This is a genomic window from Reyranella sp., assembly GCF_050185545.1.
Taxonomy (GTDB): Bacteria; Pseudomonadota; Alphaproteobacteria; order Reyranellales; family Reyranellaceae; genus Reyranella.
Map to the genome: position 1 here is coordinate 1 of NZ_JBFWZI010000188.1, position 13,378 is coordinate 13,378.

At 69.8% G+C, this 13,378-nt stretch carries 13 protein-coding genes; 6 read left to right on the top strand and 7 right to left on the bottom strand.

The features are described from left to right. Positions 1-212: 212 nt before the first annotated feature. The 4 genes from cobU to cobS form a co-directional block, all read right to left on the bottom strand. Positions 213-788 carry a bifunctional adenosylcobinamide kinase/adenosylcobinamide-phosphate guanylyltransferase gene (cobU, locus tag AB7O82_RS31405; protein ID WP_428621085.1) on the bottom strand — a complete coding sequence of 192 codons (576 nt, stop codon included), beginning with the start codon at positions 786-788 and terminating at the stop codon, positions 213-215. Positions 789-902: 114 nt separating this feature from the next. Then, complete coding sequence (locus AB7O82_RS31410; RefSeq protein ID WP_428621087.1) at positions 903-1,751, bottom strand: class I SAM-dependent methyltransferase; 849 nt, start codon at positions 1,749-1,751, stop codon at positions 903-905. A 175-nt stretch (positions 1,752-1,926) separates the two neighbouring features. After that, positions 1,927-2,598 carry a histidine phosphatase family protein gene (locus AB7O82_RS31415; protein ID WP_428621089.1) on the bottom strand — a complete coding sequence of 224 codons (672 nt, stop codon included), beginning with the start codon at positions 2,596-2,598 and terminating at the stop codon, positions 1,927-1,929. A 166-nt stretch (positions 2,599-2,764) separates the two neighbouring features. After that, positions 2,765-3,592 (bottom strand): adenosylcobinamide-GDP ribazoletransferase, encoded by an 828-nt coding sequence (gene cobS / locus AB7O82_RS31420; protein WP_428545153.1) that lies wholly within the window; start codon positions 3,590-3,592, stop codon positions 2,765-2,767. 56 nt (positions 3,593-3,648) lie between these two features. On the opposite strand from cobS, the gene cobT reads away from it, so the two are divergent. From cobT to AB7O82_RS31435, 3 genes are all read left to right on the top strand, one after another. Then, positions 3,649-4,671: a nicotinate-nucleotide--dimethylbenzimidazole phosphoribosyltransferase gene (gene cobT, locus AB7O82_RS31425; protein ID WP_428545150.1), complete on the top strand. Its 1,023-nt coding sequence runs from the start codon at positions 3,649-3,651 to the stop codon at positions 4,669-4,671. 269 nt (positions 4,672-4,940) lie between these two features. Next, entirely contained in the window at positions 4,941-5,987 is a 1,047-nt protein-coding gene (locus AB7O82_RS31430; protein WP_428621090.1) for a peptidoglycan-binding domain-containing protein, read from the top strand. Between the two features lie 143 nt (positions 5,988-6,130). Then, entirely contained in the window at positions 6,131-6,403 is a 273-nt protein-coding gene (locus AB7O82_RS31435) for a hypothetical protein (protein WP_428621091.1), read from the top strand. Here AB7O82_RS31435 and AB7O82_RS31440 read toward each other — a convergent pair. Both AB7O82_RS31440 and AB7O82_RS31445 read right to left on the bottom strand, forming a co-directional pair. After that, positions 6,400-6,987, bottom strand: coding sequence for a carboxymuconolactone decarboxylase family protein (locus AB7O82_RS31440; protein WP_428545141.1), 588 nt, complete (start codon positions 6,985-6,987; stop codon positions 6,400-6,402). The genes AB7O82_RS31435 and AB7O82_RS31440 overlap by 4 nt on opposite strands. A 92-nt stretch (positions 6,988-7,079) precedes the next feature. Continuing rightward, the gene (locus AB7O82_RS31445) at positions 7,080-7,973 is read right to left on the bottom strand and encodes a DMT family transporter (RefSeq protein WP_428621092.1); all 894 of its coding nucleotides are present in this window, start codon (positions 7,971-7,973) and stop codon (positions 7,080-7,082) included. A gap of 158 nt (positions 7,974-8,131) precedes the next feature. Here AB7O82_RS31445 and AB7O82_RS31450 point away from each other — a divergent pair, with 158 nt between their 5' ends. Next, positions 8,132-8,827, top strand: coding sequence for a helix-turn-helix transcriptional regulator (locus AB7O82_RS31450; protein WP_428621094.1), 696 nt, complete (start codon positions 8,132-8,134; stop codon positions 8,825-8,827). Here AB7O82_RS31450 and AB7O82_RS31455 read toward each other — a convergent pair. Beyond that, positions 8,782-9,000, bottom strand: coding sequence for a hypothetical protein (locus tag AB7O82_RS31455; protein ID WP_428545132.1), 219 nt, complete (start codon positions 8,998-9,000; stop codon positions 8,782-8,784). The genes AB7O82_RS31450 and AB7O82_RS31455 overlap by 46 nt on opposite strands. A 174-nt stretch (positions 9,001-9,174) precedes the next feature. Here AB7O82_RS31455 and AB7O82_RS31460 point away from each other — a divergent pair, with 174 nt between their 5' ends. Together AB7O82_RS31460 and AB7O82_RS31465 are read left to right on the top strand one after the other, a co-directional pair. Continuing rightward, positions 9,175-12,513 (top strand): hypothetical protein, encoded by a 3,339-nt coding sequence (locus AB7O82_RS31460; protein WP_428621096.1) that lies wholly within the window; start codon positions 9,175-9,177, stop codon positions 12,511-12,513. Positions 12,514-12,599: 86 nt separating this feature from the next. After that, on the top strand, positions 12,600-13,378 hold a 779-nt coding region (locus tag AB7O82_RS31465), incomplete at its 3' end, for an aldo/keto reductase (protein ID WP_428621097.1).

The window sequence follows — 13,378 nt, forward strand, 5'->3', positions numbered from 1 at the left end:
TGATGCGCCGCGAGCGCCGTGTGGTTCGCTGGGAGCGCGCCACTCGGCTGGCGAATACTTTTTCGTTCACGGCTCCCTTGCGCGCCTGCGGTGTGGCGCGCTCCCAGCGAATGAGGCGCGTCTCCCACCAAATTTAACGCCTACGGGGCACCTCCCCCCACTACACCCCGACTACGGGGGAGGACGGGAAGACGTGTAGACGCCCTAGCCGACTACAGGGGAGGAGGACGTGCGGGCCGGTCCTTCATCACGAGTGGCAGGCCGGCGGCCATCAGGATGACGCGGTCGGCGCGGTTGGCGATGCGCATGTTGAGGCGGCCCTGGGCGTCGCGGAAGGCGCGGCCGAGGGTGGTATCGGGGACGATGCCGAGGCCGACCTCGTTGCTGACGAAGATCACCGGCATGGTGCAGTCGTCGATCACCTGCACCAGCGTGTCGGTCTCCTCGTCGAGGTCGGCGCCGGCCAGCATCAGGTTGGAGAGCCACAGGGTCAGGCAGTCGACCAGCACCGGCTGCCCATGCGCCTGCGCGGCGTGCAGCGCCTCGTCGAGCCGGAGCGACTCCTCGATCGTCGTCCAGTGGCCGCCGCGGCGCATTCGATGGGCCAGGATGCGGGTCGCCATCTCGGTGTCGCCTGCCTCGGCGGTGGCGATGTAGACGGCAGGCCGCGGCGCGGCGCCGTGCAGCGTGCCGGTGGCGAGCCGCTCGGCATGGGTGCTCTTGCCCGAGCGGGCGCCGCCCAGCACGAGGGTCACCGGCGGCAGCGGAAAGGTCGCGATTTGCGCCATGCACAGGGCCGGGAGCGCGCCACTCCGATGGCGCTCATGGGATCCGTGATCGACGAGAAGAGCGCCATCGGAGTGGCGCGCTCCCAGCCATGACCGCCAACTCCAAGGATGCGATCATCCCGGCTGCGCCGCGGCGCGGACCAGCCAGCAGGCGCCGGGCAGCCGCACGCCGTCGGCGCCGGCGTGCGGCTCGAGCGCCCTGGCGATGGCCGCCTGCGCCTGCTCGCGCGCCGCCGGCGTGGCCTCGGCGAAGGCGCGGGCGAGCGGGCCGAAGCGGCCGCTGCCCTCGACCACCTCGGCGACGCTGGCGCCCATGAAGATCGGCCGGTCGACCGCCTCGAACGACGGGGTGCCGAAACCCGCCTCGCCCAGGATGCGCTCGACGCGGCTGCGATCGCCGAACGAATACTGGCCGGGATCCTCCGGGCCGGGGCGCGGGATCGGCGGCAGGAAGGGCTGGGCGGCGCGGAACGGCACCAGGCCCCAGGGATTCTCCTGTGGCGTGCGCCAGCACAGGAAGACCAGCCGGCCGGTGGGCTTGAGCGCGCTGCGCAGGTTGCGGAACGCCGTCACCGGGTCGGCGAAGAACATGACGCCGAAGCGCGAGAACAAGAGATCGACCGACAGCGCGTCGAACGGCTGCACCGCGGCGTCGCCCAGCGCGAAGGTCGCGTTGGCGAGAAGCTGGGCGCGCGCGGCCTCGAGCAACGGCTGGGAGATGTCGACGCCCAGCACGTGGCCGGCCGGGCCGACCGCGCGCGCCAGTGCCGCGGTGGTGGCGCCGGTGCCGCAGCCGACATCGATCGCGCGCTCGCCCGGCTGGGCCGCGGCGGCGGCCAGCACGGCCTCGGAGAACGGCGCGATGCTGCGCTCGATGCGCGCATAGGCGGCGAGCCAGCCCTGCCCGCCCGGCCCGTTCCAGAACGCCGTCTGCTCGGCCGCCAGCTCCTCGCGCGTCTTCATGTTCTTCCGGACCGCGGGCGTCCCGCCCGCTCATGAGATTGATGCAGGCGCGTTCGGCAGGGGCGCGGCAGACCGCGCCCGAGCCGAGCCGCTCCACGAGCGGGCGAGACGCCCGCGGTCCGGATCTTGATGCCCTTCATCCCGTTCATGCCGTTCCGTTCATGCCCTTCATGTCCTATGCCAGCGCCGCCGCCTTGGCCACGACGAGGTCGCGCGGCATGTAGTTCACGAAGGCGACGCGCCAGGCGTGCGCCGGATCGGCCTGCTCGAAATGCTCGATCAGGGTGAGCGAGACATTGTCGATCTCGAAGCGCACCGCCGCCTCGGGATGGAGATCGAAGGCGTGCGCCAGCGCGGCACGGATGGTGCCGCCGTGCGCCGTCGCCACGATGTCGCGGCCGCGATGCCGCTCGGTCAGGCGATCGATGCTGCGCACCGTGCGCTCGCGCAAATCGACGAAGCTCTCGCCGCCCGGCGGCCGGTGCTCGGGCGGCCCGAGCCAGAACAGGTGGTTGTTGCCGTGCTTCTCGGCGATCTCGACATAGGTGAGGCCCTGCCAGTCGCCGAAATGCTGCTCGGCGAGATCGGGCTCGATCTGGAGCTTGCCCATGTCGGCGCCGGCCTCGGCGAGATGTTCGGCGGTCTTGCGCGCGCGCAGGAGGTTCGACGAGTACCAGACGGCGCCGCGCGGCAGCAGCTTCGCCTGGTGCTGGAACAATGCGCGGTTGCTGACGTCGCAATCCTTGTCGCTTTGGCCGTAGCAGCGCGCCTCCGGGTTGGGCACCGGCGCATGCCGCACCCACCACCACCGCGTCACCGATCCCGTTATCCTGGCGCCTGTCGCCATGTTCGTGCGTGCTCCTCGTGTCGTGCGGCTCTTCCCTACCATATTCCTCCTCCCCAGGCGCAGCCTGGGGAGTGTCATCGCTGGGAGCGCGCCACTCCGATGGCGCTCATGGGATGTGTTGCCGACAAGAAGAGCGCCATCGGAGTGGCGCGCTCCCAGCGATGAGTCATCTCGCGATCAGCAGCGCGGCGATGACCAGGAAGACGATCTCGGCGGTCTGCTGGACGGCGCCCAAGGTGTCGCCGGTGTAGCCGCCGATGCGCTCGGCGACCCAGAGCGCGGCGACCCAGGCGGCGGCGACGGCGAGCAGTGGCGCGAACAGGGCGACCAGGATGCCCTTGCCGAGCAGCAGCAGGAAGGCCAGCGCCACGCCGATGCCGACCGCCAGCCAGACGTCGTTGTCGCCGGGCTTGCCGGTTTTGGCGCCGAGCCCGTCGCTGCGTACCGGGGAGAAGGCCAGCAGCGGGATGGCGATGGCGGCGCGCGACACGGCGTGCGCGGCGATCAGCACCACGAGCCCGGTCGAACTGCCGAACTTGGCGAGGCAGGCGACCTTGAGCAGCACGGTGAGCGCCAGCGCCAGGACGCCGAACGTGCCGTTGCGGCTGTCGCGCATGATCTCGAGCCGCCGCGCGGCGTCGAGCCCGTGCGGCCCCAGCCCGTCGGCGGTGTCGGCGAGGCCGTCCTCGTGCAGCGCGCGCGTGATCAGCACGGCGGCGCCGACCGCCAGGACGGCGGCGAGCCAGCCCGGCCCCGAGAGGCCGCGCACGATGGCGAACAGCAGGCCGACCGCCAGGCCGATGCAGGCGCCGACCACCGGCAGCACCGGCAGGACGTCGGCGAGGGGCCAGCGCGGCAGGCCGACGGCGAGCCGGACGCCGGTGAAGAACGAGACCTGTTCCTTGAAGGCCTGCAGCCAGTCGTCGAAGCCCGAGGGCCGGCCGGAGACCCGCTCGTAAGGCGCCTCGTTGGGGGGCTGATCGGGGCTGGTCATGGTCCCCTGAATATAGGATGGTCCGCGCCCGCAATGAACGCCCGGACGCCGATTTGATGGCCGCCTCCTTCGACGAAATGCGCCGCATCCTGCGCGACCTGCCGGGCCCCGACCTCGATGCCGCCACCGAGGTGGTGCGCCGCCAAGCCGAGCTCACCAAGCCGCCGGGCTCGCTGGGCCGCCTCGAGGAGATCGCCGAATGGCTGGCCACGTGGCAGGGCCGCAGCCGGCCCAGGGTCGAACGGCCGCGCATCGCCGTGTTCGCCGGCACCCACGGCATCGCCCAGCGTGGCGTCTCGGCCTACCCGGCCGAGGTGACGGCGCAGATGGTGAAGAACTTCGTCTCGGGCGGGGCGGCGATCAACCAGCTGGCCAGGAGCATCGACGCCGACCTGCGCATCTACGAGCTCGACGTCGCGCACCCGACCGACGATTTTTCACGCGGGGCCGCGATGAGCGAGGCGCGCGCCGCCAACGCCATGGCGTACGGCATGATGGCGGCCGAGCCGGGCATCGACGTGCTGTGCCTGGGCGAGATGGGGATCGGCAACACCACCGCGGCAGCGACGCTCGCCGCGGCATTGTTCGGCGGCGGTGGCGCCGACTGGGCGGGGCCGGGCACCGGCGTCGCCGGAGCGGCGCTCGAGCGCAAGATCGCGGTTATCGACGAGGCGCTGGCGTTTCATGCCAGGGCGATCGCGGCGCGCGACCCGCTGGTGCTGCTGGCCGCGGTCGGCGGCGAGGAGCTGGCCGCCATCACCGGCGCCGTGCTGGCCGCCCGCATGGGCCGCATCCCGGTGCTGCTCGACGGCTATGCCTGCACGGCGGCCGCCGCCGTGCTGCACGCCGTCGACCGCCGCTCCCTGGACCATTGCCTCGTGGCGCACCGTTCGGCCGAGCCCGGCCATGCGAGGTTGCTGGCGGCGCTGGGCAAGCGCCCCCTGCTCGACCTCGACATGCGCCTGGGCGAAGCCACCGGTGCCGCGCTGGCGGTACCGCTGCTCAAGGCCGCCGCCGCCTGCCACGACGGCATGGCGACCTTCGCCGAGGCGGGCGTGAGCGGAAAGGAAGGATCGTAGCGCGCCTGCCGGCAACGAACGGGAGAGATCCCGATGGTGCGAGGCCCCGCCTCCGGCCCCCGGGGCCGGTATTGTGCCTGCATCGTTGAAGATCATGGCCGCAGATGAACACAGATGAACACGGATGCATGAGTCCCGCCTGCGGCGAAGACCCTGGCATCGAGCTCAAACATCTGTGTGCATCCGTGTTCATCTGGGGCTAAGAGTCATGCGTGACCGCGCCTTGGCTCGAGAGGCGGTCTGCACGGCGGCACAGCGGGGGGGCCTTCATGAGCAAGTGGTATGCCTGCGTCGACTGGAACGTGTGCCGGTCCTTCGAGTACACGCCCTCTGGCGGCGGCGGGACGGTGTCCATTCAGTCCTCGGTGGGACTGAACGGGATCAACCGCCCGGCCGACGTGGTCGAGATTCAGAAGGCCCTCAACCGGGTGCCGGCGGTGGAAGGCGGGGCGCACCCGCAGCTGACGGTGGATGGCCTGTGCGGCCCGCTGACCCGCGGGGCCATCCGCACCTTTCAAGGCAAGCAGTTCCCCGGGATCCAGCCCGATTCACGCGTCGATCCGAAGCAGCGCACGATCGGACGGATCAACGAGATCCTGTCGGCGCAGCCAGCATCCTCGGCGTCGTCGGCGCAATCCGATGGATCGGCCAGGTCGAACCTCGTCGCCGCGCCAAAAGCTGCGCCCGACTCGGAGAAGCCGGAAATCCAGAAGGCCTTCGCCACCATTCCGGAGTGCCTCACGCTGGTGCGCAGCGCGATCCATCGCCTCGAAGCAATCAAGTTCCTGGGAACGAGCTCGGCGGTGGCGAACTGGAACTTCAAGGTCGACAAGTCGCCCAATCCCACCGCGCATATCGATCGCATCATCGGAATCTATCGCAAGATGGAGCAGGTCCTGTTCTTCGCCGGCCGGCCGGGGACGCCGTTCCGGCTCTTCCAATGGTCGCCGCACCATCCGGATCCGAAGCAGTCCGGCGTGCCGGCCTACACCTCCCTGGGCGGCATGGAGCGCGGCCTGGCGGAGAAGGACGAGTTCAACGAGTACAAGAACGCCATCTACATCACGCCGGAATTCGCGAACAAGGTGTTCGCGGCCAGCATCATCATCCATGAGCTGGCCCACTACTGCGGCGGTTCCGAGCGCAATATCGACAGCATCGAGCATCGCGCCAGTCCGTTTCCGCATCCGAATGGCGTGCACCTGGAGGACGGATTCCGCAGCTACGCGCGCATGACGCCCGACGAGGCGTTCCGCAACGCCCAGAGCTACCAGGCGTTCTGCGAGCCCAACCGTGTCGGCATGCCACCGAAGTAACGGCTTCGAGCAGCATGGCAGGCGCGCTGAAGACTAGGCCACCTGAAGGTCACACCCTCCTCGCGGAGGGACAGGCTATTCAAATCCGTTGTCGGGATACGCGCCGGTCATCGCGATCGGCGATCGGTCCAACTGAGGCGACGATGTCGACGGCTGTCCGCAGAGCCGCCCTGTCCGCGATGCTGTCGGCCGGGTGCGTGGTGATGGCCGCAAGTGCAGCGGAGGCAGGAAGCCAGCCGTCGAACACGAGCTCGAACAGCTCCTCAAACAACGGCGTCGTGCGCGAGCGCGTCGACAGCAGCTATTGCGTGGACGGCTACTGCGAACGCACCATCGAACGGCGAACCTATCGCGACGACCACCGTCCGCGCTGGCGTCCGTACAACCCGTACTACGAACCTCGCCCCTATCGTTAGGACGTCTTCGCGCCCGGCAGGAAATCGTCGAGCGGCACGCCGAAGCTGTTGAGCGCCCACGACACCAGGTTGTACTGGCCGATCGTGAACACGACGTCCATCAGCTGCTCGGTCGAGCAGGTCTTGGCGAGCGTCGCCCACGTCGCGTCGGAGACGACGGAGTTTTCGTGGAGATCGTCGGCCGCCTGCAGCAGCGCGCGCTCGTGCTCGTTCCAGCCCGCCGCCTTGGGGCCTTCCTTGATGCGGGCGATGTCGGCGTCGCCGAGCGCACGCGCGGCGTCGGCGGCACCGCCCAGGCCGCCGCGTTTGGCAATCAGTTCGTGCTGCGCGAACTCGTACTCGGCCTGGTTCAGCCAGCCGATGCGCAGGATCAGGAGCTCGCGGTCGCGAAACGACAGGGTCTGCTTGCCGAGCACGTGGCCGGCGAACGGCGTCCAGCGCTTCACCAGCTGCGGATGATGGGCCAGCACCTTGAAGATGTTGAAGATCTGGCCGTTCATCGCGTTCTTCTCGACGTTCTGGCGCTCCTCGGCCGGCATGGTCGAAAGATCGCGCATGGGAATGCGCTGCGTGCGCTTGATCACCGTGGTTCCTCCGTCTGCGAGTGCTGCCGGTATCTTAGACGCCGGCCGCGCCGCCGCGGCAGAAGAAACCGGATAGGCCTGTCGCAGAGCGGTCAGACCTTGGCCTCCCTGATGATGAGCACATCGCCGACGACGGCGGCGAGCACGATGGCGCCGCCGATGGCGGTGGCGGGGGCGGGCACCTCGCCGAAGGCGAGCCAGACCAGCGCCGGTGCAAGCGGCGTCTCGAGCGCACCGATCAGGGCCGAGCGCGTCGCCGATATGAGCCGCGTGCCGACCGTCAGCAGCAAGAGGCCGAGCCCGAACTGGCAGGTGCCGAAGAAGGCGAGGTTGACGAAGGTCCAGCCGGTCGCGGTGAAGGCAGCGGCCGGATCGGCCCACGGCCACACCACGACGGCGCACAGCAGGGCCGACAGGGCGGAGGCCGGCAGCATGTCGACGGCGCGCTGGCGGCGGATCAGCACCATCATGGCCGAAATCAGCACGGTCATGATCAGCGCCAGAAAATTACCCCAGAGGCGGCCGGCGCCGATCGCCGGGATGACGGTGACGGCGACGCCGACCAGCGCCACGCCGCTCGCCACCAGCGTCGACCAGCGCTCGCGCGCGCCGGTCCACGCCCAGGCGAGGCCGGCGGTGATGAAGGGCGCGGTGGCGTTGATCACCAGCACGTCGGCCACCGCGGTCTCGCGCAGCGCGTGGATGAAGCAGATGGTGGCCGCGGTCGAGCAGCCGGCGGCGGCGAGCCCGAGCCAGCCGATTCGTTGCAGGGCGGCGAGGGAATCGGCGCCGTACTGCCAGACGACCCAAGCGGCGATGAAGGCCGCGCCAAACTGGCCGCGCCAGAACAGCATGGTCCAGACATCGACCTCGATCAGCCGCGTGAAGAAACCCGCCGTGCTGAAGGCAACGGCCGACAGCACGACCAGCACGATGCCGCGCCAGGGGCGGTCGTCGGCAGGGTGACCGAGGGCGAGGGTCGTCATGCGGCGACCCTAGCCAGGCCCTCCTGACAGGGTTATGTCAGGAGGGGAAGACTCATGGCTGGGAGCGCGCCACTCCGATGGCGCTCTTCTTGTCGACCACAGATCCTATGAGGCCATCGGAGTGGCCCGCTCCCAGCAATGAATCCGGAGCCAATGCCATGCGACGCGCCGATCGGTTGTTCGATGTCATCCAGATCCTGCGCAGCGCGCGCAAGCCGGTCACGGCGGCGGCGATCGCCGGGGAACTCGAGGTCACGGTGCGCACGGTCTATCGCGACGTGGCGACCCTGCAGGCGCGGCGCGTGCCGATCGAGGGCGCGGCGGGCATCGGCTACGTGCTGCGCAAGGGCTTCGACCTGCCGCCACTGATGTTCACCATCGACGAGATCGAGGCGATCGCGGTCGGCGCCCGGCTGGTCAAGCGGCTGCGCGACAGGACCCTGCTGCACGCCGCCGACCGCGTGCTCGAGAAGGTGACGACGATCCTGCCGGAGAGCCTGCGCGGCCACGTCGACGCGCCGTTCTACGTCTCAAGCGGCGATACCGCGACGCCCAGGGGCGTCGATTCGGCCGAGCTGCGCGCGGCGATCCGCGACCGGCGCAAGATGCGCATCACCTACCGCGACGAGAAGGCGCGGCGCACGCGGCGCACCATCTGGCCGCTCGCCATGGCCTACTATGTCGATGTCACGCTGGTCGGCGCGTGGTGCGAGCTGCGCCGCGACCTGCGCAATTTCCGCGTCGAGCGGATCGCGGCGTCAACGCTCCTGGCCGACCAGTTCGAGGATCCCAGGGGCAGGCTGCTGGCTCAGTGGCGCGCCTTGCCGAAGGAGGCGCCGGGCGCGGCACCATGATCGTCGTTGCCGAGTCGGGCGGCGGCCAGGCGCGCGTGGCCGGGCGTATTGTATTCCGTGCCATCGATCTCGAAGAACGGATGGGCGACCGCATGGAAGCGGAAGGAGTCGCCTTCCTTGATGACGATGCCGGCGGGCTTGCCCCAGACTTCGACGACGAATGGTTCGAGCATGTCAGCTCCTCCTTGGGCTACACGGGAGGTGGTGTCGATCCGTTGCGGCGGCAACGGACGGCCTTGCCGTTTCTCATCCAGGCGAGAGCAGATACCGCGCGTACGGCATCAATATGGCGGAGACTTTTCTGCCGCACTTTCTTTCGCCGCAAGCTCGCGAAAGAATGACGGACGATGACCCGGCGTTGCATCACTCGCTCACATCTTTTGCGCGGCGGAGGCGCGCTGGCGACGAGCGCCTTCGTCCCGGGCATCGGCACGAGTGGCGTCGCCGCGCAGTCGCGCGAGGACGAGCAGATCGCGCTCACCGTCGCCGAGACGGCGACGATCGACGGCCGGCAGATCGACGGCCGGACATGGGACACGCCGATCGTCGGTGGCCGCACGGTCGACGCGGTGCATCGCTCCGTCCTGCTGCGCTTTCCCGGCGCCGCCGACCAGATCGCCCTGCTGCTGCGCGAGGGCCGCGTCCTCACCAGGGCGGAACTCATGCTGGCATACGAAGGTTACGAAATCGTGCCGGAGGGCTACCTCTGTCGTCCCGGTCTCGGCCGCAGGCTGTGGACCGACGATCCGCCGACCTGGCACCTCCAGGTGTGGCCGCTGCGCCGGCCCTGGGTCGCCGATGCAACGCACGGGCCGACCTTCAATGCCAGCGTCGCCGGCCGCTGCTTCTGGACACGCTTCGGTGCCGCCGATCCGATGCAGGATCGCCATGCCGAGCTGATGCAAACCGTCGAGCTGTCCCACAAGGCGCGCGAGGCAAGGATCGACATCACGCGCCTGCTGGCGAGCGACGTGCTGGCGAAGCAGGCCGGCGTGCGCCTGCTGGCGCTGGAGCAGAACGGCTTCCTGCTGCGCAAGCTCGAGACCTACGATTCGCGCTATCGCCAGCCCGGCAACGCCTATGAATGGGCGATGCCGACCGGCGGGCACGGCCTCACCTTCGCGAGCCCGCGCCTGGTCCTGACCTGCCGGTCGATCAGCGGACGCGGCGTCGTGGCCGTCCGCCTGCCGACGCGGATCGACCCCAAGTGGCTGATGGCGACGCCAGACGGCTCGCGGCCGACGGCGACGATGCCGACGACGGCTGCGGTTGCGGCGCGGGCGCGCAAGATCCTGTCGACGGGACTGCGGGAGCGCAGCCACTGGCAGGCCGCGCGCATCCGCGAGCTGCTGCGTGTCGGCGGCGATCGGGCAAGCCCATGGCTCGATCCCGCGGCCCATGCGGCGCAGATCAGGGAGGTGCTGGCGACGCCGCCGCGCTACTGGCAGGGCTGGAGTGTCGCCGACGATCTCCTGGCCTGGTTCATGTTCCGCGAGCTGCTGCCGGCGCCGGTGCAGGATCACCTCAAGGAATACTGGCGCGCCTGGCTGCAGCCCGACCTGCCGACGAAGGACTTCTTCCATCCTTCGGGCAAGGAGGCGATGGAGGACTACGGTCGCCGCCACGATTGGCGCGGCCGCGCCTCGTTCTTCCGCGACGGCTTCAATTTTTACGTCAGCACGCAGAACTTCAATCACACCGCGGCGATGGGCGCGCTGCTCGGCGGCCACATGATCGGGTCGGACCTGGCGATCGCCGACGGGCGGCACGGGCTCGAGGCGCTTCCCCTGCGCTACTGGGGATTCGTCGACGGCAGCGCCCAGGAGATGCTCGACCACTACTATTTGTCGATCTCGCTCAGCGCCCAGAAGATGATCGCCGACCACGCGCCGCAGCCGATCGACCGCCTGATGGGCCGCATCCTGGTCGATCGCACCATGGAGCTGCTGGTCAGCACGTACCATCCGCGGCTGCGGCGCTGCGTCTCCTCGTCGGGCCGCGCGCGCATGAGTGGCGTGCTGGTCGAGCAGGACGGCATCTACGGCGCGCTGCACACGCTGTCGAAGGCGGGCGTGGTCAATCATCTCGACCGGCCGTCGACGGCGACGGCGGCCGGCATGCCGATCTGGGGCTACGACTTCCCGGCCGGACGCGTGGCCGTGCAGAGCCTCCCGTCGCGCTGGCTGCCCGACTGGGTCAGCGGGCTGGTCGACGACAAGCCGGTGCCGTTCGAGGAGACCGCGGCCGAGACCGTGCGCAAGACCTTCAATCCGCCGCTGTGGCGGCGCGCCTGGCTCGGCCGCTGGCACGGGCTCGCCAGCACCGACATCCGCAACGGCGCCGTGCCGCTCGTAGGCCAATGGGTGCGCGAACCCCGCACGGCGACACGGATGGAGGATCTCGGTACGCTGACGGCGCGCTACCTCGCCGACGCGAACCCTGCCACTGGGCCCGATCTCACGGCGACGCAGGGCGGAAGCGTGGCGACGGCCGGCCTGACCCTGGTCTACCAGAGCCGCAACCGCGCCATCGTGTTCGCCAAGCCGCACACCTGGCGGCCGCGCTTTCTCAAGGGACTGGCCAGGGGACAAGAGGGCGAGTCGGTATCGAGGCTCGCCACCGTCATCGGGCTGTGGAACTTCGCCGAGCGCCGCTCGTGGGAGATCCATGCCGGCGCGCAGCGACTCGCGACGTTCCCGCAGCGCTTGCCGGCCGGCCAGCGCATCTTCGTGCGCGACGGCGTTGCCTGGTTCGCGCTGCTGCCGCTGCCGGCGAGCGATCTCGGCCGCGACGCCGAGATCGAGATCGCCCCCGGCGTCGCCGGCAAGGCCGAGCCGAACGACGCCCAGGTGGCACCGGCGCTCACGATCTCGCTGTTCAACCTGCGGCGCGCCCGGCCGGTCGCCGTGCGCAGCCTCGATCTCGACGCCATCACCCAGCGCACGTTCGGCGGCTTCGTGCTCGAGATGGGCGATGCCGAGCAGCATGGGAGCTTCGAGGCGTTCGTGCAGCACATGAACGCGGCCACGCTCGAGACGCAGTGGCACGAGGACAAGCGTCTGCTCGAGATTTCCTACCGCAGCGGCGGCGACCTGATGGAGGCGGGCTTCACCACCGACTTCCCCGAACCCGCGGACGATCATTTCCCGATCAGGCCGGGCCTGCAGGAGAAGGCCATTCCCTGGCGCCGCCTGAACGGCGCGTGGCCCTATCTGCCGGCCGGGCTGGAGCGCGACACGACCTGGTCGCAGCAGGGAACGACCGGACGGCTGGAAAAGAACGGCGCCGTGCTGACGGGCGACGCCGGCGGCAAATCCTACCTGCTGGCAGATCCCCTGAGCGGCGCGGTGATCGCCTACAATCCCCTGCCCGATCCGCAATCCTTCACGCTGTCGACGCGCGACGGCGCGCGCTTCACGGCGGACGGCAAGGTCGGCCTGCTGCGTCTGGAATACCGGCCCTGGGAGAAGGCGTGCGACCTCACCCATGCGCTGAAGACGGGACAGGATCCGGCCGGCCTCGCCAAAACGATCACGATCTCGGGACTTGCCGAGGCGCCGCGCGTAACGCTGAATGGCAGGGCCGTCGAGGTCCAGTCCGAGGCCCAGCCGGGGTCTCCGTCCGAACCTCGGCCCGAGTCTCGATCTTCTGGCCGCACCTTCGGGATACCACTCGCAGGGTCATGACATCTCGTCGCTCCGCCCTTCTCGGCCTCGCCGGCGTCGCGCTGCCCGGCGCGCGAGGCTTGGCCCAGCAGCCAAAGGTCCGAAGCATGCAAGTGCGCAAGATCCCCTCCTCGGGCGGGGCGCTGCCCGTGGTCGGTTGCGGCACCTGGCGGACCTTCGACGTCGGCCGCAAGCCCGAGGAACGGGCGCCGCTCGCCGAGGTCCTGCGGATCCTCTTCGAGGCGGGCGGCTCGGTGATCGACAGCTCGCCGATGTACGGCGCGGCCGAAGGCGTGGTCGGCGACCTGCTGGCAGCGGCGGGCACGCGCCGCAAGGCCTTCATCGCCACCAAGGTGTGGACCTCAGGGCGCGACGCCGGCATCGCCCAGATGCACAAATCGATGACGCTGCTCAAGACCGACCGCATCGACCTGATGCAGGTTCACAACCTGCTCGACTGGCGCACCCATCTGCCGACCTTGCGCGCCTGGAAGCAGGAGGGCCGGGTGCGCTACCTCGGCGTCACCCACTACACCGAATCGGCGCATGGCGAGCTCGAGAAGGTGCTGCGCGCCGAGCCGTGGGATTTCGTGCAGCTCAACTATGCGCTCGACGACCGCGCGGTCGAACGCCGCCTGCTGCCGCTCGCCGCCGAGCGCGGCATCGCCGTGATCGTCAACCAGCCGTTCGGCGGCGGCGGCCTGCTGCGCAAGCTTCTGGGCCGCAAGCTGCCCGCCTGGGCGGGCGAGATCGACTGCACGAGCTGGGCCCAGCTGCTGCTGAAGTTCGTGCTCGCCAACCCGGCCGTCACCTGCGTCATCCCCGGCACCGGCAAGCCCGAGCACATGCGCGACAACGTCCAGGCCGGCCTCGGCGCCTATCCCGA

Excerpts from the sequence above, each read along its gene's own strand:
- AB7O82_RS31450 (WP_428621094.1), top strand. The coding sequence starts at position 8,132 with ATGCGACGCGCCGATCGGTTGTTCGATGTCATCCAGATCCTGCGCAGC.
- AB7O82_RS31410 (WP_428621087.1), bottom strand. The coding sequence starts at position 1,751 with ATGAAGACGCGCGAGGAGCTGGCGGCCGAGCAGACGGCGTTCTGGAAC.
- AB7O82_RS31455 (WP_428545132.1), bottom strand. The coding sequence starts at position 9,000 with ATGCTCGAACCATTCGTCGTCGAAGTCTGGGGCAAGCCCGCCGGCATC.
- AB7O82_RS31415 (WP_428621089.1), bottom strand. The coding sequence starts at position 2,598 with ATGGCGACAGGCGCCAGGATAACGGGATCGGTGACGCGGTGGTGGTGG.
- AB7O82_RS31430 (WP_428621090.1), top strand. The coding sequence starts at position 4,941 with ATGAGCAAGTGGTATGCCTGCGTCGACTGGAACGTGTGCCGGTCCTTC.
- AB7O82_RS31460 (WP_428621096.1), top strand. The coding sequence starts at position 9,175 with ATGACCCGGCGTTGCATCACTCGCTCACATCTTTTGCGCGGCGGAGGC.
- cobT (WP_428545150.1), top strand. The coding sequence starts at position 3,649 with ATGGCCGCCTCCTTCGACGAAATGCGCCGCATCCTGCGCGACCTGCCG.
- AB7O82_RS31445 (WP_428621092.1), bottom strand. The coding sequence starts at position 7,973 with ATGACGACCCTCGCCCTCGGTCACCCTGCCGACGACCGCCCCTGGCGC.
- cobS (WP_428545153.1), bottom strand. The coding sequence starts at position 3,592 with ATGACCAGCCCCGATCAGCCCCCCAACGAGGCGCCTTACGAGCGGGTC.
- cobU (WP_428621085.1), bottom strand. The coding sequence starts at position 788 with ATGGCGCAAATCGCGACCTTTCCGCTGCCGCCGGTGACCCTCGTGCTG.
- AB7O82_RS31435 (WP_428621091.1), top strand. The coding sequence starts at position 6,131 with ATGTCGACGGCTGTCCGCAGAGCCGCCCTGTCCGCGATGCTGTCGGCC.